At 71.2% G+C, this 22,468-nt stretch carries 24 protein-coding genes; 9 read left to right on the forward strand and 15 right to left on the reverse strand.

Features of this window, described 5'->3' with window-relative positions; genetic code table 11:
- Positions 1-204 precede the first annotated feature (204 nt).
- On the forward strand, positions 205-1,143 hold the full coding sequence (locus IT293_03400; protein ID MCC6763685.1) for an ABC transporter permease: 939 nt from the start codon (positions 205-207) through the stop codon (positions 1,141-1,143).
- Positions 1,144-1,166: 23 nt separating this feature from the next.
- Positions 1,167-1,964 carry an ABC transporter permease gene (locus tag IT293_03405; protein ID MCC6763686.1) on the forward strand — a complete coding sequence of 266 codons (798 nt, stop codon included), beginning with the start codon at positions 1,167-1,169 and terminating at the stop codon, positions 1,962-1,964.
- A 49-nt stretch (positions 1,965-2,013) separates the two neighbouring features.
- Here the strand turns inward: IT293_03405 and IT293_03410 are convergent, their stop codons facing one another.
- Positions 2,014-3,498, reverse strand: coding sequence for a HAMP domain-containing histidine kinase (locus IT293_03410; GenBank protein MCC6763687.1), 1,485 nt, complete (start codon positions 3,496-3,498; stop codon positions 2,014-2,016).
- 152 nt (positions 3,499-3,650) lie between these two features.
- On the opposite strand from IT293_03410, the gene IT293_03415 reads away from it, so the two are divergent.
- Genes IT293_03415 through IT293_03435 form a run of 5 tightly spaced genes read left to right on the forward strand, consistent with a single transcriptional unit; the run spans position 3,651 to position 7,082 of the window.
- Positions 3,651-4,445 (forward strand): ATP-binding cassette domain-containing protein, encoded by a 795-nt coding sequence (locus tag IT293_03415; protein ID MCC6763688.1) that lies wholly within the window; start codon positions 3,651-3,653, stop codon positions 4,443-4,445.
- Positions 4,446-4,458: 13 nt separating this feature from the next.
- Positions 4,459-5,235 carry an ABC transporter permease gene (locus tag IT293_03420; GenBank protein MCC6763689.1) on the forward strand — a complete coding sequence of 259 codons (777 nt, stop codon included), beginning with the start codon at positions 4,459-4,461 and terminating at the stop codon, positions 5,233-5,235.
- 2 nt (positions 5,236-5,237) lie between these two features.
- Entirely contained in the window at positions 5,238-5,711 is a 474-nt protein-coding gene (mlaD, locus tag IT293_03425) for an outer membrane lipid asymmetry maintenance protein MlaD (protein MCC6763690.1), read from the forward strand.
- A gap of 11 nt (positions 5,712-5,722) precedes the next feature.
- Positions 5,723-6,478, forward strand: a complete 756-nt coding sequence (locus IT293_03430) for a VacJ family lipoprotein (GenBank protein ID MCC6763691.1) — start codon at positions 5,723-5,725, stop codon at positions 6,476-6,478.
- A 19-nt stretch (positions 6,479-6,497) separates the two neighbouring features.
- Positions 6,498-7,082 (forward strand): ABC transporter substrate-binding protein, encoded by a 585-nt coding sequence (locus tag IT293_03435; protein ID MCC6763692.1) that lies wholly within the window; start codon positions 6,498-6,500, stop codon positions 7,080-7,082.
- Here IT293_03435 and IT293_03440 read toward each other — a convergent pair.
- The 10 genes from IT293_03440 to IT293_03485 form a co-directional block, all read right to left on the reverse strand.
- On the reverse strand, positions 7,069-7,878 hold the full coding sequence (locus tag IT293_03440) for a tetratricopeptide repeat protein (protein MCC6763693.1): 810 nt from the start codon (positions 7,876-7,878) through the stop codon (positions 7,069-7,071). The genes IT293_03435 and IT293_03440 overlap by 14 nt on opposite strands.
- Positions 7,879-7,897: 19 nt before the next feature.
- Positions 7,898-8,710, reverse strand: a complete 813-nt coding sequence (gene mutM, locus IT293_03445; protein ID MCC6763694.1) for a bifunctional DNA-formamidopyrimidine glycosylase/DNA-(apurinic or apyrimidinic site) lyase — start codon at positions 8,708-8,710, stop codon at positions 7,898-7,900.
- An 8-nt stretch (positions 8,711-8,718) separates the two neighbouring features.
- Positions 8,719-9,612 (reverse strand): 16S rRNA (adenine(1518)-N(6)/adenine(1519)-N(6))-dimethyltransferase RsmA, encoded by an 894-nt coding sequence (rsmA, locus tag IT293_03450; GenBank protein ID MCC6763695.1) that lies wholly within the window; start codon positions 9,610-9,612, stop codon positions 8,719-8,721.
- Complete coding sequence (tsaD, locus tag IT293_03455) at positions 9,609-10,616, reverse strand: tRNA (adenosine(37)-N6)-threonylcarbamoyltransferase complex transferase subunit TsaD (GenBank protein ID MCC6763696.1); 1,008 nt, start codon at positions 10,614-10,616, stop codon at positions 9,609-9,611. Before tsaD ends, rsmA begins: the two co-directional genes overlap by 4 nt.
- A gap of 3 nt (positions 10,617-10,619) precedes the next feature.
- Positions 10,620-11,288 carry a tetratricopeptide repeat protein gene (locus IT293_03460; protein ID MCC6763697.1) on the reverse strand — a complete coding sequence of 223 codons (669 nt, stop codon included), beginning with the start codon at positions 11,286-11,288 and terminating at the stop codon, positions 10,620-10,622.
- Positions 11,264-13,639, reverse strand: a complete 2,376-nt coding sequence (locus IT293_03465) for a PBP1A family penicillin-binding protein (GenBank protein MCC6763698.1) — start codon at positions 13,637-13,639, stop codon at positions 11,264-11,266. The genes IT293_03460 and IT293_03465 overlap by 25 nt, the downstream gene beginning before the upstream one ends.
- Positions 13,640-13,697: 58 nt before the next feature.
- Positions 13,698-15,266: a DegQ family serine endoprotease gene (locus IT293_03470; protein ID MCC6763699.1), complete on the reverse strand. Its 1,569-nt coding sequence runs from the start codon at positions 15,264-15,266 to the stop codon at positions 13,698-13,700.
- A 141-nt stretch (positions 15,267-15,407) separates the two neighbouring features.
- A complete protein-coding gene (locus IT293_03475; protein ID MCC6763700.1) occupies positions 15,408-15,824 on the reverse strand; it encodes a DUF1844 domain-containing protein in 417 nt (138 codons plus the stop codon).
- A gap of 8 nt (positions 15,825-15,832) precedes the next feature.
- Positions 15,833-16,702, reverse strand: coding sequence for a zinc metalloprotease HtpX (htpX, locus tag IT293_03480; GenBank protein ID MCC6763701.1), 870 nt, complete (start codon positions 16,700-16,702; stop codon positions 15,833-15,835).
- 163 nt (positions 16,703-16,865) lie between these two features.
- Complete coding sequence (locus IT293_03485; GenBank protein ID MCC6763702.1) at positions 16,866-17,750, reverse strand: hypothetical protein; 885 nt, start codon at positions 17,748-17,750, stop codon at positions 16,866-16,868.
- Between the two features lie 78 nt (positions 17,751-17,828).
- Here IT293_03485 and cysK point away from each other — a divergent pair, with 78 nt between their 5' ends.
- Both cysK and larE read left to right on the forward strand, forming a co-directional pair.
- A complete protein-coding gene (gene cysK, locus IT293_03490) occupies positions 17,829-18,767 on the forward strand; it encodes a cysteine synthase A (protein ID MCC6763703.1) in 939 nt (312 codons plus the stop codon).
- A 3-nt stretch (positions 18,768-18,770) separates the two neighbouring features.
- Complete coding sequence (larE, locus tag IT293_03495; GenBank protein ID MCC6763704.1) at positions 18,771-19,601, forward strand: ATP-dependent sacrificial sulfur transferase LarE; 831 nt, start codon at positions 18,771-18,773, stop codon at positions 19,599-19,601.
- Between the two features lie 10 nt (positions 19,602-19,611).
- Here the strand turns inward: larE and ispD are convergent, their stop codons facing one another.
- From ispD to rimI, 4 genes are all read right to left on the reverse strand, one after another.
- Entirely contained in the window at positions 19,612-20,292 is a 681-nt protein-coding gene (gene ispD, locus IT293_03500; protein ID MCC6763705.1) for a 2-C-methyl-D-erythritol 4-phosphate cytidylyltransferase, read from the reverse strand.
- Positions 20,293-20,304: 12 nt separating this feature from the next.
- Complete coding sequence (locus IT293_03505; protein MCC6763706.1) at positions 20,305-20,796, reverse strand: CarD family transcriptional regulator; 492 nt, start codon at positions 20,794-20,796, stop codon at positions 20,305-20,307.
- Between the two features lie 138 nt (positions 20,797-20,934).
- Positions 20,935-21,867 carry a dihydroorotate dehydrogenase gene (locus tag IT293_03510; GenBank protein MCC6763707.1) on the reverse strand — a complete coding sequence of 311 codons (933 nt, stop codon included), beginning with the start codon at positions 21,865-21,867 and terminating at the stop codon, positions 20,935-20,937.
- Positions 21,860-22,261, reverse strand: a complete 402-nt coding sequence (gene rimI, locus IT293_03515) for a ribosomal protein S18-alanine N-acetyltransferase (protein MCC6763708.1) — start codon at positions 22,259-22,261, stop codon at positions 21,860-21,862. The genes IT293_03510 and rimI overlap by 8 nt, the downstream gene beginning before the upstream one ends.
- Positions 22,262-22,468: the final 207 nt, after the last annotated feature.

Below are 22,468 nucleotides of genomic sequence, written 5' to 3' on the forward strand. Positions count from 1 at the left end.
GAGCGCCGTCGCATCGCGGCGTCGCACGTCCTCGGAATACCTTCCAGGTATTCCTGCGGGTTGCTCCTTGCGCTGCTCGGCGCTCTTCGCCCGGCTCGGTCCGGGGATTTCTTCACAACCTCTGAGCGCACGCGGCCGCGCGCTCCGCGCGGGGAGCCCCATCCATCTGGCGGAGGCGCGCGACGCTCGCTAGGGTCGGCGCCGATGCCGCGACTCGCGCTCCGTCGTCTCGCGCTCACCGTCCCGACGATGCTCGCGGCCGCGACCCTCGTCTTTCTCCTGGTCCACCTCGTCCCCGGGGACCCCGTCGACGTGATGCTCGGCGAGAGCGCAGCCCCGGCGGACCGCGAGGCGCTCCGCCGGAGGCTCGGCCTCGACCGGCCGGTCGCCGTGCAGTACGCGGCCTTCCTCGCCGGGCTCGCGCGGGGCGAGCTCGGCCGCTCGCTCGTCCACGGGACGCCGGTCGCGCGCCTCCTCGCCGAGCGCCTCCCCGCGACCGCGGAGCTGACATTCGCGGCGCTGGCCGTCGCCGTCGCGCTGGCGCTGCCCCTCGGGCTCGCCGCGGCGGCGCGCCCCGGCACCTGGATCGACCGCGGATCGGTCGGGTTGGCGCTCCTCGGGGTCTCGGTGCCGAGCTTCTGGCTCGGGCCGATGCTCATCATCCTCTTCGCGATCGATCTCGGTTGGCTGCCGGTCTCCGGCCGCGGGACGTGGGCGCACCTCGTGCTGCCGGCCGCGACCCTCGGCTTCGGCATGGCGGCGATCCTGACGCGCATGACGCGTGCGAGCGTCCTCGACTGCCTCGCGGAGGACTACGTCCGCACCGCGCGCGCCAAGGGCGTGAGCCGCGGCCGCATCCTGGCGCGCCACGCGCTCCGCAACGCGCTCGCCCCGGTCGTGACCATCCTCGGCCTCCAGTTCGGCGCCCTCCTCGCCGGCACGGTCATCACCGAGACGATCTTCGCGTGGCCCGGCCTCGGCCGGCTCCTCATCGACGCCATCAATCAGCGCGACTACCCGGTGGTGCAGGGCTGCATCCTCGCCATCGCGGCCGGGTTCGTGGTCGCCAACGCGCTCGCCGACGTCGTGAACGGGTGGCTCGACCCCCGGATCGGCGCCGCCGCGACCCGCGCCCGCTCGTGAGAGCACGCACCCACTCGCTGCGCATGCTGCTCGGCGCAACGCTCCTCGCGGCACTGCTCGTCGTCGCGGCCGCCGCCACCTGGATCGCGCCGTACGACCCGACCACGCAGGTGCTCGCTGAGAACCTCGCGCCGCCGAGCGCGGCGCACCCGCTCGGGCAGGACAAGCTCGGGCGCGACATCCTCGCACGCGTCGTCTACGGCACGCGCGTGTCGCTCGCGGTCGGCGTCGTGACGGTCCTCGTGTCGCTCGGGATCGGCGCCACGATCGGCGCGCTCGCGGGCTTCGCGGGCGGCTGGGTCGACGAGGTCGTCATGCGGGTCGTCGACGTGCTGCTCGCCTTCCCCGGCCTGCTCCTCGCCATCGCACTCACGGGCGTCCTCGGGCCGAGCCTCCGCAACGTCGTCATCGCCCTCTGCCTGATCGGCTGGACCGGCTACGCGCGCCTCGCGCGCGGCGAGGTCGTGCGCCTGCGCGAGCGCGAGTTCGTGGAGGCGGCGCGCGCGCTCGGCGTGCCGGAGCGCCGCATTCTCGTCCGTCACGTCGCGCCGCTCCTCGCGACGCCGATGCTCGTGCAGGCGACGTTCGGCATGGCGGCGGCGATCGTCGCCGAGGCGTCGCTCAGCTTCCTCGGGCTCGGCGCCCAGCCGCCGACGCCGTCGTGGGGCGCGATGCTGAACGACGGCCGCGCGTTCGTGCTCGTGGCGCCGCACCTCACCGTCTTTCCCGGGCTCGCGATCCTCGTGACGGTGCTCGGGCTGAACTTCCTGGGGGACGGCCTCCGCGACCGCCTCGACGTCCGGATGCCGACCGAGCTCTGACGCCCCTCCCGCGCGAGATTCCGATCCCGCGCGCGGAGCGCTGCGCCGCTCACGACCGCGGCGCCGCATCGGCCGCGGGGAGGCGCACGGTGACGGCGGTCCCCTGCCCGCACGCCGACGCGACCTCGATGCGCCCGCCGTGGCGCGCGACGATGGCGCGCGAGATCGCGAGGCCGAGGCCGCTTCCGCGCCCAGACTCCTTCGTGGTGACGAACGGATCGAAGACGCTCGGCAGGAGGTCGGCCGCGATGCCGCCGCCGTCGTCGCGGACGACCACGCAGACGTCTCCGCCGTCGCGCGCGAGCGCGAGCCAGAGGTTGCCCCCGGACGCAAGCGCGTCGAGCGCGTTCATCAGGAGGTTGATGACGACCTGGTTGATCTCCGCGGGCACGCAGACGACGGGGGGCACGTCGGCGTAATCCTCGTGGACGGTCACGCCGGGCGGGACGCGATAGCGCAGGAGCGCCAAGGTGGCGACGAGCCCGGGCGCGAGCGGCGCCGCGCGCCGCACCGTTCCCTTGCCGCCGCGACCGAAATCGCGGAGCTGCGCGAGGAGGCCCGTCGCGCGGCTCGTCGCCTCGGCGCAGTTCGCGAGCAGGAGCGGCGTCTCCCGCCGCGCCTCCGCGGCGTCGGCGAGCGCGGCGCTCGCGGCCGCCGGCGGCACGCCGGCGAGGCCGCCGAGCGCGCAGGTCGCGAGCGCGCGCTCGTAGGCGCGCACCGCCTCCGTGAGGGGCTCGATCGTGCCGGCGAGGACCGCGAGCGGATTCCCGAGCTCGTGGGCCATGCCGGCGACCAGGAGCTGCAAGGTCTTCATGCGGTCGGTCTCGACGAGCCCCGCCTCCGCGCGCGCGAGCCGATCGTACGCGTCCCGCAGCGAGGCGTGCGTCGCGGTGACCCGACGGAGCGAACGCGCGAGCCGGCGATGGGTGCCCGCGAGGTCGCGCTCGTTCTTGATCAGCCGGCGCGTCAGCACTCCGCCCACGAGCACGAGGAGGAGGAGCGTGGTCCCGAGCGAGGCGAGACGGACGGCGGTCTCCGCGGCGGCGACGGGCCGCCCGGCGTCCCCGAGCCCGGCCGGACCCGCGAGCGACGCGACGGCCAGGAGCGCGAGGCTCATGGCGCCCATCGCCGCGCCGAGCCCGACGTCGACCACGATCGCGGTCGTGAGCACCTGGACGACATAGAGGAAGAGGAACGGGCTCGCGGTGCCGCCCGTCCGCGCCACGACGTAGGTGATGAGCACCGCGTCGCCCACCCCCGTCCATGCCAGCATCTGCGGAATGCGCTCCCACCGCGCGATCCGACCCGCCGCGAGCCGATTCATGACGCCGCCGACGACCGCCGCGACGAGCGCCGGGCCGAGCGCCGGCAGCACGCCGCGCAGCCATCCGGCGACAGCGACCGCGAGGAACACGACGATGACGGTGGCACGCACCCGCACCGACCAGCGCAGCCGGTCGCGCGTGACGCGGACGCGCGCGCGCCGCGCATGGCGGCGGAGCGCGCGGACCATGCGGCGGCACCAGCGGGTCATGCGCGCCAGCCAAGCCCGTGCGTCCGGCGTCGGGCAACGGCGGCGCCGGCTACGCGTATCCGTTCGCGCCGCCCCTCGTTCTGGAGCCCCGATGCTGTTAGAAGGGCGTCCGTGACGCGTCATCCCCCGCGGCTCCGCATCCCCCGTTCCGCATGACCGAAGCGCACGTCGAGCTTTCGCGCGTGCGCGTGGCGTTCGGCACGCGCGAGGTGTTGCGGGATCTGTCGTGCCGCTTCCCGCGCGGCAGGATCTCGGTGATCCTCGGCGGCAGCGGCTCGGGCAAGAGCACGTTGCTGCGGACGATCGGCGGCCTCGTGCAGCCGCGCGCCGGCGCGGTCGTCGTCGACGGCGAAGACGTCACCCGGCTCTCGGAGTCCGAGCTCTACCGGGTCCGCAAGAAGCTCGGGATGATGTTCCAGCAGGGCGCGCTCCTCGACTCGCTGACGGTGTTCGACAACCTCGCGTTCCCGCTCCGCGAGCACACGCGCCTCTCGGCGCGCGAGATCGCCGACGCCGTCCACGCGTGCATCGAAGCGGTAGGCCTGCAGAACGTCGACGCGCTCCTGCCGGGACAGCTCTCGGGCGGGATGGTGAAGCGCGTCGCGCTCGCCCGCGCCATCGTGCGCGAGCCCGTCATCCTGCTCTGCGACGAGCCGTTCTCCGGTCTCGACCCGATCTCGGCGCGCCGGATCGAAGGGCTCCTCGTCGAGATCAACCGGCTCCGCGGTGTCACCTTGATCGTCGTCTCGCACAGCATTCCGTCGACCATGCGGATGGCCGATCACGTCGTCGTGCTCCTCCCCGACGGACCGGTCGAAGGCACCCCGGCGGAACTGCGGGCGAGCACCGATCCGCGCATCGTCGCGTTCCTGAGCGACGGCGAGGATCCGTCGGTCGGCGCGCCCGACGACCTCCCCGGCACGTCCGCCGCCGCGAGGCCCGCGTGAGAGGCGCGCGCTGATGCTGCGGCCGGTCCAGGATCTCGGGTGGGCGGCGCTGCGCTTCGTCGCCGACCTCGGCGCGCTCGCGACCTTCACGCTCCAGGTGGTGCGCGCGACCGTGATGCCGCCCTGGCGCTTCCGGCTCTTCCTCGACGAGCTCTACAAGCTCGGCGTGCTGTCGCTCGTCATCATCTGCGTCTGCGGGCTCGCGGTCGGCATGGTGCTCGGCCTCCAGGGATACAATACGCTGGTGCGATTCGGCGCGGCCGAATCGCTCGGGGCGGTGGTGGGACTGAGCCTCGTCCGCGAGCTCGGGCCGGTACTGACGGCGCTGCTCGCGACGGGACGCGCCGGCTCCGCGACCGCCGCCGAGATCGGCACGATGGTCGCGACCGAACAGCTCGACGGGCTCCGCATGATGTCGGTGGACCCGGTCGACCTCGTCGTGCAGCCGAAGGTCTCGGCGATGATCGCCGTGATGCCGCTCCTCTCGGCGCTCTTCATTGTGTGCGGCCTCGCCGGCGGATATCTCGTCGGCGTGGGGCTGATGGGGCTCGACGGCGGCAACTACCTGGCGAGCCTGCAATCGGCGGTCGATTTCCGCGACGATGTCCTCGGAAGCCTGCTGAAAGCGCTCATCTTCGGCGTGCTGGTCGGCCTGATCGCGACCTATCGCGGCTACCACGCGGCGCCGACGTCGGCGGGCGTGAGCGCCGCCACGACGTCCACCGTGGTCGTCGGATCGGTCAGCATCCTCATCTTCGACTACTTCGTGACCGCCCTCTGGGGAGTGTGACCATGACTCGATCCCCCCTCCGCGACCTCGTCGTCGGCCTCTTCGTTCTCGCCGGACTCGGCGCGATCGCCTACCTCTCGATCAGCGTCGGCGGGCTCTCCTACAGCGGCCCGGGCGGCCTCACCCTCTACGCGTCCTTCGATCAGACCGGCGGGCTCAAGGTGCGCGCACCGGTGGTCATCTCCGGCGTCAAGGTCGGCCAGATCTCCGACATCGAGCTCGGCGAGGACTACCGCGCTCGAGCCACCCTCGACCTCGACCCGAATCTCGCGCTGCCGACCGATACGACCGCGTCCATCCAGACGGCCGGCCTCCTCGGCGACCGCTACGTCGCGCTCCAACTCGGCGGCGAGGAGCAGATGCTGAAGCCCGGCGACGAGATCACCTTCACCGAATCGGCGGTGATTCTCGAGCGCCTGATCGGCAAACTGGTGCACAACGCTCCCGGCGAGAGCGACACGAAGAAAGAAGAGTAGAGGAGCACCCGATGGCCCTGATGCGAACGATGCCCGCCCTGCTGATCGCGCTCGCACTCGCGGCGCCCGCCGCCGCGCGCGCGGAGGAGCAGCCGGGTGCCGACTACGACCCGTGGCAGCGCATGAACCGCGGTATCTTCTGGTTCAACGACCAGTGCGACGTCTACGTCCTCGAGCCCGTCGCCAAGGGCTGGGACGTGGTGATGCCCGAGCGCGCCGAGACCAGCATCTCCAATTTCTTCGCGAATCTGCGTTTTCCGGTGGTGATGGTGAACAACCTGCTGCAGGGGAAGCCCGGCGCGGCGGCGATCGACGTCGGCCGCTTCATGGTGAACACCAGCTTCGGCATCGCCGGTCTGTTCGACCCCGCGACCCTCTGGGGCCTGACCAAGCACAACGAGGACTTCGGGCAGACGCTCGGCGTCTGGGGCGTCCCGCCGGGGCCGTATCTCGTGCTCCCGCTCTTCGGACCGTCCAACCCGCGCGACACGGCCGGCATGCCGGTCGACTACGTGCTCAGCATCACGCCGCTCGTCCTCAACTCGTTCTGGTGGACGGGGGCCGGGGTCGTGAACGTCGTCAACACCCGGGCCCAGTACCTGGACGAGGTCCGCAACGCGAAGGAGGCGTCCCTCGACTATTACGTCTTCGCGCGGAACGCGTACTATCAGCGGCGCACGGCGCTCGTGAACGACCAACAGGAGGAGAGCGGCCAGGCGCCGACCGACGATCTCTATGACCTCAACGCCATCGAAGGCTCGAAATAGCTTCTCCGCGCTCGTCGCCGTGCTCGCGCTGGCAGCCGCCGTGCCACGCGCGGCGTGGTCGGCGGAAGACGCCGCCGCGGCCGTCGTCGAGAAGACGACGAGCGGCGTGATCGCGATCCTCCTCGACCAGAGCTTGTCGACCGAGGCGAAGCGCAAGCGCGTCGAGGACGTCGTGCTCCAGAGCGTCGACTTCGAGACGCTCTCCAAGCTCGTGCTCGCCCGCAACTGGAGCCGCTTCGACGAGGGGCAGCGCGACGAGTTCATGGACCTCTTCAAGAACCACCTCTCGATGACCTACGGACGGAACGTCGAGAACTACAAGGAAGAGAAGGTGCAGATCACCGGGACGCGGTCCGAGAGCGGCGGCGACGCCACCGTGAAGACGAAGGTCGTCCGCGGCGGCGCCAACGACATCCTGGTCGATTACCGCCTGCGCCAGAAGGGCGGAACCTGGAAGATCATCGACGTGGTGATCGAAGGCGTGAGCCTGGTCTCGAACTTCCGCTCGCAGTTTCAGGACGTCGTGTCGAACGGCGGGCCCGAGCGCCTGCTCGCCCTCCTGCGCGAGAAGAACGCCAAGGGCGAGCCGCTCAAGGCGAGCTGAGCGCGCGCGGCGCCCCGAGCGGTTGGCCGGCCTTCGCCTTCTTCTCGAGCGACTCCGCTTCGGTGCCGCCGACCATGTCGCCGACGAGCACGTATTGCCGCATCGCCTCGTGGAACGCGGCGACGGCCTTGTCGCGCTTCCCGAGCGCCGCGTAGACGTAACCGAGCGTCTTGTGGGAAGCCGCGTCGCGGGGATTCAGGCGGACGGCCGTCTCGAGCTCGGTCGCGGCGCGATCGTTCATGCCGCGCTCCGCGAACACGGCGCCGAGCTTGGCGTGGGTGGCCGCGTCGTTCGGCGACGCCGCCGCGGCCTTGGCGTAGACCTCCTCGGCACGCGCGCTCTGCCCCTGGTCTTCGAGCTCGGCGCCGAGCTCGAGCGCCGCGCTCGCCGACGTGGGATTCGCCTTCACGGCCTCCTCGAACGCGGCGAGCGCCTCGCTTCTCTTGCCGCCCTGTCGCGCGAGCAGGCCGCGCGTCACGTACACGCCCTCGAGCCCCTCGCGCGCCTCCTCCATGTTCGGATCGATGCGGATCGCCTCGTTGAAGTGCTTGATCGCGTAGTCGTTCATGCCGACCCGGACCTGGCACGTCGCGAGGTGGTAGTGCGCGAGCGCGTTTTCGGGATCCTTGTCGAGGATCTTCGAGTAGTTCGACGACGCGAGGCTCCATTGGCCACGCGACTCGAGGCTCGCGGCTTCGGAGAACAGGCGGTCGATCTCCTCCTGCGTGCCGGCGAAGGCGGGGGCCGCGAGCGTCACGAGGGCGGCGACGAGCAGCATCGAGGTGCGTCGTGGCATGAGCATGTCTCCTCTGGGGTCAACGCTGACACTGGGGACAATAGAACGAGCTCCGGCCGACGATCACGCGCCGGCGGATCACGCCGCCGCAGCGGCGGCACGGCTCACCGGCGCGCTCGTACACCCGGAACGTGTGCTGGAAAGCCCCCGGCTCGCCGCGCTCGTCGCGGTAGTCGGAGATCGACGAGCCGCGCAGCTCGATCGCCTCGGCGAGCACGCGCCCGGTCTCGGCGACGATGCGTGCGGCGTCGGCGCGCGTCACCCGCGAGGTGCGCCGGCCCGGGCGGATGCCGGCGCCGAACAAGATCTCGTTGACGTAGATGTTGCCGAGACCGGCGACCACCTGCTGGTCCATGAGCAGGCTCTTCACCGCCCGGCGTTGCCGGCGGGCGACGCCGTGCAGGAAGTCGGCGGAGAACTCGGCGGCGAGGGGCTCCGGCCCGAGCGCCGCGAGCTCGGTGAGCGCATCGGCGGGGCCGATCCGCATGAGCCCGAAGCGGCGCGGGTCGTGGAAGCGCACGGTCCGGCCGTCGTCGAGCGCGGCCACGACGTGGGTGTGAATCCGCCGCGGCTCGCTCGCCGGCAGCACGACCATCGTCCCCGTCATGCCGAGATGCACGAGCCAACTGGCGCCGTCATCGAGGTCGAGAAGCAGGTACTTGGCGCGCCGGCGCACGCGCTCGATGCGCCGCCCGGTCAGCCGGGCCGCGAAGTCGCGCGCGAGCCGCCGGCGCAGGCGGCGCTCGTGGACCTCGACCGCCGTGATGCGGCGCCCCGTAACGGCGCCGGCGAGCCCGCGCCGCACCGTCTCGACTTCGGGGAGCTCCGGCACGGGAGGCTCTAACGCGTCGACTGCGGGGTTCGTCGCGGCACACCGGCCGCGTCGAGCGCCCGCCCGACGGCGTCGGAAAGCCGCGCGAACGTCGCGAGATCGAGCGTCTCGCCGCGCGCGCGGGGATCGACGCCGGCCGCCGCGAACACCTCCTCCCAGACCGACGGGGGGAGCGCCGCGGGCTCGGTGAGCGTCTGTACGGCGTTCCGCAGCATCTTCCGACGCTGATTGAAGGCCGCGCGGACGATCGCGGCGAGGAGACGCGGCTCGGCGACCGGCACACGCGGGTTCGGCGCGAGCCGGACGCGCAGCACCTCCGAGGCGACCTGCGGGCGCGGATAGAACGCCGACGACGAGACGCGGAAGCGGCCGATCGGCTCCGCGTAGAGCTGGAAGAGCACCGACGGACCGCCGTACGCGCGTGTCCCGACCTTCGCCAGCAGCCGGTCGGCGACCTCCTTCTGCACCATGACCGTCAGGTCGGGGAACACGTGGCGCTCCTCGATCAGGCGGAAGAGGATCGGCACCGATACGTTGTACGGCAGGCTCGCGACCACCTTCACGTCGGTCTCGGGGATCTCGCCCCGCAGATCCACCTCGAGGGCATCGCCCTCGATCACCTTCACCTCGGGATGGGCGGCGAACTTGCGGCGCAGGACGATGGCCAGCCCGCGGTCGTACTCGACGATGTAGAGCCGGGCGGCGCGCACCGCGAGCACGTCGGTGAGCGCGCCGACCCCGGGTCCGATCTCGAGCACCGCGTCGCGGGCGGACACCTGCGCGAGGTCGAGCATGCGACCGATCACGCCCTGGTCGACGAGGAAGTGCTGGCCGAGGCTCTTGCGGGGCGCGAGACCTTCGCGCTGCAGGAGCGCGCGCGTTTCGGCGGCGAGACGGCTCATACCCCGATCGGCAGGGTCGCCGCCGCGTTCAGCGTGAGATCGTGACGCTCGCCGCGCAGAAGCCGCGCGCGCCCGGCGTACCCGATCATCGCCGCGTTGTCGGTGCAGTACGCGAAGCGCGGAAACGCGACGTCGAAACCGGCCGCGGTGCCCGCCTCGCTCATCGCGGTCCGCAGGCGGCTGTTGGCCGAGACGCCGCCGGACACGACGATCGTCGTCGCGCCGAGCTCCTCGGCGGCGCGCAGCGTCGGGGCGACGAGCATGTCGACGATCGCCTCCTGGAAGCTGGCGCACACGTCCTCGAGCGGGCGCGCGCCGCCGTCGAGCCCCCCTCCGGAAGCGAGCAGATACTGCCGGAGCGACGTCTTCACACCGCTGAAGCTGAAGTCGTAGCCGCCGCTCTTGAGCGCGGCGCGCGGGAAGCGGATCGCGCCGCGGTCGCCGGCGGCGGCACGCCGATCGATCTCGCGACCGCCGGGGAAGCCGAGCCCGAGCATCTTGGCGCCCTTGTCGAAGGCCTCGCCCGCCGCGTCGTCGCGCGTCCGCCCGAGCTGACGGTACCGGCCGACGCCCTCGACGAGATAGAGGCTCGTGTGCCCGCCGGAGACGAGGAGCCCCAGGTACGGAAAGGCGACGGGACGGTCCAGCAGAATCGCGAGCAGGTGGCCTTCGAGGTGATTCACGCCGACGAACGGCAGCGCGCGCTCGAAGGCGATGCCCTTCGCCACCTGCAAACCGACCAGCAGGGAGCCGACGAGTCCCGGGCCGTACGTCGCCGTGACGCCCTCGATCGCGTCGAGCCCGAGGCCGGCGTCGGCGAGCGCGCGCTCGATGACGGGGAGGATCGTCACCAGGTGCTGTCGGGACGCGAGCTCGGGCACGATGCCGCCGTATTTCCCGTGCACCATGTCCTGCGAGGCGACGATGCTCGCGCGAACGCCGCTCGCGTCGAGCACGGCCGCCGCGGTGTCGTCACAGGAAGTCTCGATGGCCAGCACGCGCATGCGTCAGGGAGCTCCGCCGCCCGTTTCCTTGCCACGTCGCGCGGCGCCTGTCAGCGCCTCCGCGGCGACGCGGTTCCCGGGCCACGCATCGAGGGAGCGGCGATAGGCGGCATCGGCCTCGGTCGTCCTCCCGGCCCCGGCGAGGAGCTTGCCGCGAAGCTCCTCGACGCGGCTCCTCCAGTAGGGCTCGTGCGCGAGCTTCTGGCCGGCGCGGTCGAGGAACCGCTGCGCCAGGTCCGGCTGGCTCATCTCGGCATGGGCGCGGGCGAGGAAGAAATACGAGTACGGCACGCGCGCATCGACCGCGATCGCGCGCTCGAGCAGCTCGATCGCGCGCGCGGTCTCGCCGGCAGCGAGACGCTGGCGACCTTCCTCGGCGAGGCGGAGCGCGTTGGCGCGGGCGGCCGGCGTGTTGGCGTCGATCTTGGCGGTGAGCGGTCCGTCATCGGGACGGACCTCGCTCGGACGGATGGGCGGAGGAGGAACCGGCGCCGCCGGTGGCCGCGCCCGCGCGATCTCGACCCGTGGACGATCGTGATCGCCCCCGCGGCTCGCGCGCGCACGCTCCGTCCGCGTGGCCGCGGACGTGCAGGCCGAGAGCGCACACGCGAGCGCCACGGTGAGCGCGAGCCCCCGATCGCACCACGTCACCTTCCGAACCATCGTCGCCACAATCCCCCTCCCTTCGGCCGCGGAGGCTCCGACTCGTCACCGGCGCCTGGCGTTCCGCGTTCGTCGAGCGCCGCGCCTCCGTGCAGCGGACAATCGGCCGTCGGCGCATCGGCTTCGAGAAATGCTTCGACGACCGTTCGCGGGCAAGCGGCAGTCGCGCGGCCGCCGCTCTCCGGATCGACCGTCGCGAGGACGATGCCTTGCGGAACCTCGAAGTCGCGCGCCGGCCGCCCGGCGGTCGCGCGTCGCATGAAGGCGCTCCAGATCGGCAACGCCGCCTGCGCGCCCGAGAGCCCGAGCGACTGCCGTCGATCGAAGCCGACCCAGACGACCGTCACGAGGTCCGGCGTGTATCCGGCGAACCAGGCGTCGCCGTAGTCGTTGGTGGTACCGGTCTTGCCGGCGGCGGGGATCCGAAAACCGAGGGTCCGGGCCGCGCTGCCGGTCCCACGGTCGATCGCGCCCTCGAGGACGTGGGTCACGAGATACGTGGCCTGCGGCGACACGACGCTCGCGATGTCGAGCGGCCGCCCCTCGATCAAGGTGTCGCGCTCGTCCGCGACCTGGGTGATCGCGCGCGGCGTCGTCCGCTGCCCCTGGCTCGCGAACACGGCGTAGACCTCCGCGACCACGAGCGGCGTCGTCTCGAGCCCGCCGAGCACGATGGCAGGAAGCGCCGGCAGCGGCCCGGGAAAGCCGAGGTGCTCCGCGGCGTCGAGGACGCGCGGCAGCCCGATCTCGAACGCGAGGCGCGCGGTGGCCGCATTCAGGCTGTCCTCGAGGGCCTCGCGCGCCGTCACCATGCCGCGATAGCGGTCCTTGTAGTTGCCCGGCGTCCAGGTGCGGCCCTCGTAGGTCCACGCGAACGCCGCATCCTCCAGGCGCGAGGTCGGCGTGAAGTGCGGTTCGCCCGCGTCGGGGTCGAAGGCGGCATAGTACACGACCGGCTTGAACACCGAGCCGGGCTGACGGGCAGCGTCGGTCGCGCGATTGAACTGGGTGATGCGGTAGTCGCGCCCGCCCACCATCGCCTTGATCTCGCCGGTCGCCGGGTGGATCGCGACGAGCGCCCCTTCGAGCTGCTCCTCGGGCTCGTCGCGACGCAGCTTCGGGTGGAGCCGCTCGAGCTCGGCGAGCCCGTCCCGCACGGCCGCCTCGGCGGCCGCCTGCATCTCCCCGTCGAGCGAGGTGAAGACGCGGAGGCCTTCGGCCGTCAACGCTTCCGGCGGATATGCGTTCTGCAGCTGACGCCGGACCGTATCCACGAAGTACGGGGCGTTGGTGCGGTCGGTCACGTACGGCCGGAGCGCGAGCGGCTCGGCGCGCGCGGCCTCCGCCTCCTGCGGCGTGATCGCGCCGTGCTCCGCCATCGCCGTGAGCACGACGTCGCGCCGCGCCTGCGCCCGCATCGGGCTCCGGAAGGGCGAGTTGGCGTTGGGCGCGCGGATGAGACCCGCGAGGAGCGCCGTCTCGCCGATCGTGAGATCGGAGAGCTGCTTTCCGAAGTAGAACTGCGCGGCTTCGGCCACGCCGAAGATCCCCTTGGCCCCACTCTGCCCGAGGTAGATCTCGTTGAGATAGTGCTCGAGGATCTGCTCCTTCGCGTAGCGCCGCTCGGTGACGATCGCCATGAGGAGCTCGCGCGCCTTGCGGCTCCACGTGCGCTCCTCCGTCAGGAAGAAGTTCTTCATCAGCTGCTGCGTGAGCGTGCTGCCCCCCTCGACGACGCGGCCGGCGGCGACGTTCCGCACGAGGGCTCGCACGACCCCCCGCACGTCGATGGCGCCGTGCTCGAAGAACCGGCTGTCCTCGGCAGCGAGAACCGCTTGCACCAAGCGCGGCGGGATCTCGGCGAGCGTCACCACGGAGCGCTCCTCCCACACCTGATCGTAGAGCCCGGCGAGCGGCTCGGGCTCGAGCCGCGCGTCGAAGACCTCCTCGTCGGTCACGAGGTCGCCGATACGGGTGACGACGCCGTGATCGAGCGTCAGGCGGAGCGCGCGGCCGGTCTCGGGATGAAGCGGATAGCGGAACGCGTGCAGGTGGACGTCGAGCGACTCGCCGCCGGGATCGCGGTGGAACTCGCCGCGGCCGCGCACGACGTCGACCTCGCGATACCCGAGGCGCTTCAAGCGCTCGAGCACCCCCGTTCCGGCGATCTCGAGCCCGGGATAGAGCGCGAAGGCGCCCGTGTAGACGCGCGACGGCACCGCCCAGGCGCGGCCGTCGAGCTTCGCCGCGACGGTGCGCTCGAGGGTGCGATACGCGGCCGTGGCGTAGACGAGCGCGGCGGCCGCCAGCGACGCCGGCACCGCGAACGCGATCCAGCGACGAGAGCGCGGCGGCCTCATGGGGATCGACCACCGGGACCGGCGCGCGCGGGGCGCGGCGCGATCCCGGCGCTCGCGCTCATGTGGGGGGCTTCAACGCCAAGAAGATCGTGTTGTCGCCGCGGCGGACCAACAAGAGCACGTTCTTGCCCTTCTCGACCTTCTTGAGCGCGGCCTTGTAGTCGCCGACGTCCTCGACGGCCTGCCGGTTCACCTCCAGGATCACGTCGCCGCGCCGGATGCCCGCCTCGTCCGCGGCCGAGCCGGACTCGACGCTGCTCACGACGACGCCCTTGGTCTCGGTGACGCCGAGGTTCTCGGCGATCTCCGGCGTGAGCGTCTGGACGCTCAGCCCGAGCTTCTCGCTGTCGCCCGCGCTCGCGAGCTGCGCCTCGTCGTCCTGGAGCTCGGCGATCGTGACCGTGAACTCCATCGACTCCTTGTCGCGCATCACCTTGAGGGTGACCTGCTTGTCGAGCGGTGTGCGCGCGACCAGCATCGGCAGCTCGTTCGACTCGCTCACCGGATGGCCGTCGAACTCGACGATGACATCGCCCACCTTCACGCCGGCCGCCGCGGCGGGGCCGCTGGCGACGACGTCGGCCACGAGCGCGCCACGCGCCTGATCGAGGCCGAGCGACTCGGCGATCTCGGGCGTCACCTTCTGGATGAGCACGCCGAGCCAGCCGCGCGTGACCTTGCCCTTCTCGCGCAGCTGCGGAACCAGCTCCTTCGCAAGATTCACCGGAATCGCGAAGCCGATGCCGATGTTGCCGCCGGTGCGGCTGAAGATCGCCGAGTTGATCCCCACCACCTCGCCCCGCAGGTTCAGCAGCGGCCCCCCGGAATTGCCGGGATTGATGGCGGCGTCGGTCTGAATGTAGTCGTCGTAGTTGCCGGCGCCGATGAAGCGTCCCTTGGCGCTCACGATACCCGACGTTACGGAGTGGTCGAGGCCGAACGGATTGCCGATCGCCATCACCCACTCACCGACGCGCAGCGTGTCGGAGTCGCCGAGCGTCACGGCCGTGAGGCCGCTCACGCCGTCGATCTTCAGCAACGCGAGGTCGGTCTTCGGATCCTTGCCGACGAGGGTCGCCTTGTGCTCCTGCTCGTTGTCGAGGCGGACGACGATCTCGTCGGCGTTCTCGACCACGTGGTTGTTGGTGAGGATGTAGCCCTCGGGGTCGATGACGAAGCCCGAGCCGAGGCTGCGTTGCGGCTGCTGCCGCTGCCGCGGGCCCGGACCGAAGAAGCGCTCGAAGGGCTCGGTGAAGTCGCGCGGATCGCCTTCGCCGAAGGGCCATTGCGGACCGGGTTGACCGGGGCCGCGGAAGCGCGGCGTGTCCGCCTGCTCCGTGCGCTGCGCACGCGTCGAGATGTTGACGACGACGGGGCTCAGCCGTTCCGCGAGCGAGGCGAAATCGGGCGCGATGATCACCGCGCCCGTCGCCGGCGCGACGAGTCCGGCGGGGCTCGGCGCCGACGCCTCCGCGACGGGAGCGTTCGCGGCCGGCGCGCGCGCGATCGCGGGCTTCGCCGCCGGCGCCCCGACCGTACCCTGTTTGCGCCCCGGCAAGCCGAACTGCAACGTCGCGGCAACGCCGACGATGATGCCGATCGCGAGCGCGAGCAGCGCTCCCCTCATGGTACGCACCGTGAATTCACCTCCTGGAGCGCCGCGGTGGAGCGATCCGACGCGGCCGCGATTCGGCTCGCCCCCGCGATTTCGTCCATCACCGGGGCTGGTTGCCAGCACACCGCCTCTCGAACTACCCGAATGCGGGGGCTAGCGTTTACGGGACACCTCGACGTAGCGCATGCGCAGATCGTAGAGCATCGACGAGAGCAGCTGGTCCTCGGCGGGCTCGAGATTGCCCGTCGTCTTGTCGCGCAGGACACCGAGCAGGTCGATCATCTGCTTCGCGGCCGACAGATCCGATCCGTGCGGCGCTTCCGGACCCGGAATCTCCCCGAGGTGCATGAGGGCCTGCGTGGAGAGGCCCATGACGAACGTCGTGAAGTTGATCTCGTGCGGCGGCGGCTCGCCGTCCGCGGGGCGCTGCGGCTCGGCCGCGGCCGCCGACACGGGCTCGGGCGCCGGTGCCCCACGCTTCTCTTCGGCCGGCTCCGCGCCGTCCACGAACCGACGCCGATCGGAAACCTTGAAGCCGCGCGACGGCTGCCCTTCTTCGTCCTTGCCCATCTTGGCGTCTACCTGGCCGCGTGCCCGAGCTCGGCAGCGACCCGTTGCAGCCGCTCGATGCGTTGCTCGAGCGGCGGGTGAGTGCTGAAGAGATTCTGCAGCATCGAAGCGCGCAGCGGATTGACGATGAACATATGCGCCGTCTGCGGGCTCGCGTCGAGGGGGATCGCGGCCGAACCGCCCGCGATCTTGCGCAGCGCCGAGGCCAGCGCCTCCGGATCGCGCACGAGCCGCGCGCCGGTGTCGTCCGCCTGGAACTCCCGCGACCGCGAAATCGCCATCTGGATCAGCATCGCGGCGAGCGGCGCGAGGATCATCGTGACGACGAGGCCGAGCGCGCCGCCGCCCTGGTCCCGCTCCTCGCGGCGGCCGCCGCCGAACAGCATCGCCCATTGCGCCATCCGGGCGAGCATCATGATCGCGCCCGCGAGCGTCGCGGCGATCGAGCTGATGAGGATGTCGCGGTTGGTGACGTGGGCGAGCTCGTGCGCCAGCACGCCCTGCAGCTCGCGCCGCGTGAGCAGTCGGCGGATGCCCGCCGTCACCGCAACGGCCGCATGGTGCGGGTTCCGGCCCGTCGCGAACGCGTTCGGCGACTCGCTCGGGATCAGGAAGAGCCGCGGCATCGGCATCTGGTTCTGCTGCGCCAACGTCTTCACGATGGCGTACAGCTCGGGGTCGTCTTGCTCGCGAATCTCCTGCCCGCCGTACATGGCGATGACGATCCGATCGGAGAACCAGTAGCTTCCGAAGTTCATGACCGCGGCGAACACGAGGGCCGTCGCAGCTCCCTGGGGCCCCCCGAGCAACTGCCCGATCCAGACGATCAATCCGGTGAGCGCGGCGAGGAGCACTGTCGTACGCAACGTATTGTTCATGGGGCGACCTCGATGACGCGATGACGAATCCCGGGCGGGTGTTTCGGCCAGACGCCGGATCGGGGCGAGTGGCGGAGGACGCGGAGCACCCGCACCGGCGCGGCAAATGTGACCATGCGATGGATTCGCGGGGACGCTAATGCCGGGGCTTGGGGGTGTCAAGCTACGGTGGCGCTTTGAGCGAACCGAGACGCGACCGGACCTCGCGTACGACCGCGTCGAGGGCGCGTCGCCCGACCTCGACCGCCTCCAGCCGGCCGCCGAGCGGGCGCCAGCGCGCCGCCCGCGTCTCCGTGAACAGCACCACGCCGGCGCGCGCGAGCGCACCCGCGAGGTGGCTCATGCCCGAATCGTTGCCGAGCCAGCGCGGGGCGCTCGCGATCAACGCCGCGGCATCCGTGATGGCGAGGTGGACGAGCGGCGGCCGTCCGAACGCGCGCCACGTGCCGGCGCGTGCCTCCTCCGCCGGGCCGAGCAGCACGACGACCTCGCCGCCCGCCGCCTCCCAGGCATCGGCGACGCGGCGGAAGCCCTCGAGCGCCCACACCTTCCCGGGAGCGCCCGCGCCGGGGTGCAGTACGAGGCGGCGCGCCTCCGGCCCCCGCCACGGAAGCGGCAGCGACGACGGCGGCGCCGTCGCGCGCGGTACGCCGACGCGCGGCACGACGCCGAGCGCGGTCGCGTAGTCGACGCTCGCATGGTGCGGCGCGTCCGCGCGCGGAACCTCGTGGAGCGCGAACGGAACACCGAGCGCCGCCAGCCGACGCGACACCGCACCGTCGCGGTCGCCCCGTCGCAGCCAGGCGTGGACGCGATCGACCGTCCGCAGTCGCTCCGCGAGCGACGCGTCGAGCGCGCCCCCGAAGAGCGAAGCCATCGCCGCGCCGTCGATCGGCGGCCCGAGCTCGGCGTCTGGGAGCACCATGCGCGCGACGGGGAGCAGCGCGCGCTGCACGCAGAGCTCCACGCGCTCCCCGCGGGTCGCGATCGCGGCGAGCGCGGGCGCGAGCATGCAGAGGTCTCCGAGCGCGCCCGGATAGAGCACCATGTGACGCACTCAGCGCCTCACGCCGCGGGTCGCGTCGCGTTGACTGGTCCGGAAAACGACGGCTATCATCCGCCGCTCATGTCGTCGTCCGCGGTCACCGCCGACTCCCTCCTCGATCTGGTCGGCAACACCCCGGTCGTGCGATTGAACCGGATCGTCCCGCAAGGCTCCGCGGAGATCTGGGCGAAGCTCGAGTCGTTCAACCCGGGCGGAAGCGTGAAGGACCGCATCTGCCTCGCGATGATCGAGGAGGCCGAGCGCACGGGCCGGCTCCGACCGGGCGCGACGATCGTCGAGCCGACCAGCGGCAACACCGGCATCGGCCTCGCGCTCGTATGCGCGATCAAAGGGTACCACCTCATCCTCACGATGCCGGACACGATGAGCGAGGAACGTCGCAGCCTGCTGACCGCGTACGGCGCGAGGCTCGTGCTCACGCCCGACACCCGTGGCATGCACGGCGCCATCCGCAAAGCGGAAGAGATCGTCACCGAGCACCCCGACTACTTCATGCCGCAGCAGTTCGCGAATCCGGCGAACCCCGAAGTGCACCGCCGAACGACCGCGCGCGAGCTTCTCGGACAGTTCGACCGCATCGACGCCTTCGTGGCGGGCGTCGGAACGGGCGGCACGGTGACGGGCGTCGGCGAGGTGTTGCGCGAGCACGTGCCCGGGATCCTCGTCGTCGCCGTCGAGCCCGCCGCCTCCCCGGTGCTCTCGGGTGGAGAGCCCGGATTCCACACGATCCAGGGATGGGGCGCCGGCTTCGTGCCCGAGATCCTCAACACGAAGGTGTACCACGAGGTGATGGCCGTGACGGACGCGGCGGCAGCCGCCTGCACGCGCCGCCTCGCCCGCGAAGAAGGCATCCTCGGCGGCATCTCGTGCGGCGGGGTGTGCGTCGCGGCGCTGGAGATCGCGAAGCGCCTCGGCCCCGGGAAGATCGTGGTGACGGTCTTCCCCGATACGGGCGAGCGCTACCTCACGACGGACCTCTTCCACGCCGAAGGCATCTGACCCATGCGCGAGGACGCGCTCGCGGCCAAGCTCGCCGCGCTACGCGCCGGCCTGAACGAACTCGGCGCGACGCTGCTCGCCTTCTCGGGCGGCGTCGACTCGTCGTTCGTCCTGCGGATCGCCCACGAAGTCCTCGGCGGCCGCCTGACCGCGCTCACCTCCGTCTCGCCGACGAATCCCGAGCACGATACGTCGCACGCGGTCGCGCTCGCGCGCTCGCTCGGCGTGCGACACCTGCTGATCCCGTCGAACGAGCTCGAAGTGCCGGGCTATGCCGCCAACCCGACGAACCGCTGCTACCTCTGCAAGAACCGCCTCTACGAGATCTGCGCCGCGGAGGCTCGGCGGCTCGGCATCGCGTCCATCATCGACGGCGTGAACGCCGATGACCTCGCCGACTACCGGCCGGGCCTGCGCGCGGCGGACGAGCGCGGCGTCCGCCATCCGCTGGTCGATTCGGGCATCGGCAAGGAGCACGTACGCGCCTTGAGCCGGGCGCACGGGCTCGCGAGCTGGGACCGTCCCGCCAGCCCGTGCCTGTCGTCCCGATTTCCGTACGGGACCGCGATCACACCGGAAAGCCTGCGCATGGTGGCGACCGCGGAGGACGGACTCCGGACGCTCGGTTTTCGGACGCTCCGCGTCCGCTTCCACGGCACGTTGGCGCGCGTCGAGATCGACGCCGCCGAGCTGCCGCACCTCGCGGATTCCACGCTCCGGACCGCGCTCGTGGCCGTCGTCCGCGCGGCGGGATTCGCGTCCGTGGAAATCGATCCGCAGGGGTTCCGGTCCGGCAGCCTGAACGCGGGGCTCAGCGGACGAGTGCACCCCTGACGAAGAAAGTTCAGCCAGCGGAAGCCGCGAGCACGCGCTCCGCCCAGGCCAGATCTTCCCGCGTCGTGATCTTCCGGTTGCTCGGGTGCCCCGGCACGATGGCCACCTCGACGCCGAGGCGCTCGACGAGTGCGGCATCGTCGGTCGCCACCTCGTCGCGCGGGGCCTCGACATGCGCGCGGCGGAGCAGATCGGCGGCGAAGACTTGCGGTGTCTGCGCGAGCCAAAGATCGGCGCGCGGAACGGTCGCGACGATCCGCCCGTCGCGCACGCGCTTCACCGAATCGAGCACCGGCGTCGCGAGGATCGCGGCCCCCGTCGTCCGCGCCGCGGCGATACACGCAGCGACGTCGGTGGAGCGCACGAGCGGACGCGCGGCGTCATGCACGGCCACGATCGCGCAGCTCGGGTCGAGCGCGGCGATGCCTCTCGCGACCGAGCGCTGCCGCTCCGCACCGGCCGACGCGAACCGGATGGGCAACGCGAGGGACTCGAGCATCCGCGCGCAGCGTTCGCGCTCCTCGTCGGCGACGACGACGATCAGACGCGCGATGTCGGGAACGCCGACGAAGCGGCTCGCCGCCACCGCGAGCATCGGACGTCCGCCGAGCGGCTGGAACTGCTTCGGAACGGCACCGCCGAAGCGCCGTCCGGTACCCCCCGCGACGAGGATGACCTCGACGTCGGACATCGGATCCACGCCTCAATGGGCGAAGATCGTCTTCAGCTCCTCCATGATCTTGTCCTCGGAGTGCGACTTGGCGATCGCGAGCTCCTTCACCAGGAGGTTGCGCGCCGTGTCGAGCATCTTGCGCTCGCCGAATGACAGTTCCTTGTCGCCCTTGAGGACGAAGAGGTCGCGCAGCACCTTGGCGATCTCGAGGACCGAACCGGTCTTGATCTTCTCGGTGTACTCGCGGTAGCGGCGATTCCACGTCTGCTGGTCGATCTCGACCTTCTTGTCCCGCAGGATCTTGTAGACCTTCGCGACCATGTCGCGGCCGATGATGCGGCGCAGACCCACGCTCCCGACGTTCTCCGTCGGGATCATGATGGTCATGTCGCTGTCGAGAATGCGCAGCATGTAGAACTTGCGGGCGGTACCGGAGATCGTCTTCGTCTGGATGCTCTCGATGACGCCGACGCCGTGCGCCGGATAGACGACCTTCTCACCGACCTTGAACGTATTGGTCACGCTGGCTCCTCCGTTGGGACCGAAACCGCAGTTTCCGAGTGTAGCGGAGCCCGGGCCGTAAGTCAATCGTTTTTCGGTGCAGCGGATGTCCTAACTATCTAACTCCATTGAGCTTCCGCCACGCCGGCAGCGCGTAAGTCATCCTCCCGCTGGTGCCCGCAAGGTACCGATCCACTGATTCACGTCGGCGCAACCGCGGCGCCGGAGGCCGGCCGCGATCCCCGCCGCGATGCGTTCGGTGGCCCGCGGGTCCGTGAGCGACGCCGTGCCGACCTGGACCGCCTTGGCCCCGACCAGAAGGAACTCGAGCGCATCGTCGGCGTCGCCTATGCCGCCCATGCCGATCACGGGGATCTTCACCGCCCGCACCGTGTCGTGGACCATCCGCAGGGCGATGGGCTTGATGGCGGGGCCCGACAGACCGCCCGTGCCGTTCGTCAGCACCGGCCGACGGGTCTCGAGGTCGACGGCGAGACCGAGGAAGGTGTTGACGAGGCTCACGGCGTCCGCGCCCTCCTCCTCGGCGACGCTCGCGAACGCGGTGATGTCGGTGACGTTCGGGGAGAGCTTCACCCAGAGCGGCAGCCGACATCGCGCCCGCACCGAGCGGACGACCTGCCGGGTGAGGTCGGGATCGGTAGCGATGATCCGCCCCCATTCCCGCTTGTTCGGACAGGACACGTTGATCTCGACGGCCGCGAGCCCCTCGGCGTCCGAGAGCCGCGCCGCCACTTCCGCGAATTCCTCGGGCGCGTGTCCCCAGCAGTTGGCGACGATCGGCGTGTCGATCTCGCGGAGCAGCGGGAGCTTCTCCTCCACGAACGCGCGGACACCGACGTTCTGGAGCCCGATCGCGTTCAGCATACCCGCCGACGTCTCCAGGATCCGGGGCGCGGGGTGACCGCGGTGCGGCTCCAGCGAGAGCCCTTTCACCACGATGGCGCCGATCGCGGTGAGGTCCATCACCCCGGCGAACTCGAGGCCGTATCCGAAGGTCCCGGACGCGGCGATCACGGGATTGCGCAACGTCAGGCCGCCTCCGACGTCGACCGCGAGACGGGGCTCAGCCATCGCGCAGCGGCAGGCGGAGAATCAGGGCGTCCTCGCCCCGCCCGTAGTAGTCGAGCCGCTCGCCGACTTGCTCGAAACCGAACCGCTCGTACAAGCGACGGCCGGCGTCGTTGCCGCGACGGACCTCCAACGTCACCGCTTCGGCGCCGTGGCGCCGCGCTTCCTCGATCACTTCGCGCATGAGCGCCGCCCCGAGGCCGCGGCCGCGCGCCCGGGGATCGACCGCCACGTTCAATACGTGCATCTCATCGGCGACGACCCACCGGCAAACGTACCCGGCGACGTGTCCGTCGGCATCACACGCGAGCCGGATACGGGAGAAGCGCACGGCGAGCTCCTGGAGGAACAGCGGACCCGTCCAGGGATGCGCGAAGGAGACGCGCTCAATCGCCACGACTTCGGGCACGTCCTCCGCGACCATGTCGCGGAAGACCCACGTGTACGTCGACGCGACGGAAGTACGAGAGCACGTGACCTCCATCGCGTACCGGTCCTGACGATCTCCCAACGGGCGCGATTGTGCGCGCCTGCACGACGCACTGTCAACGTGCAGGCGGCGCGAAGAGCCGCGTTGCCCGGTCCATCGATCGTATGGTAGGCG

This window comes from Deltaproteobacteria bacterium (assembly GCA_020848745.1).
In the GTDB taxonomy this organism is placed as follows: Bacteria; Desulfobacterota; Binatia; order UTPRO1; family UTPRO1; genus UTPRO1.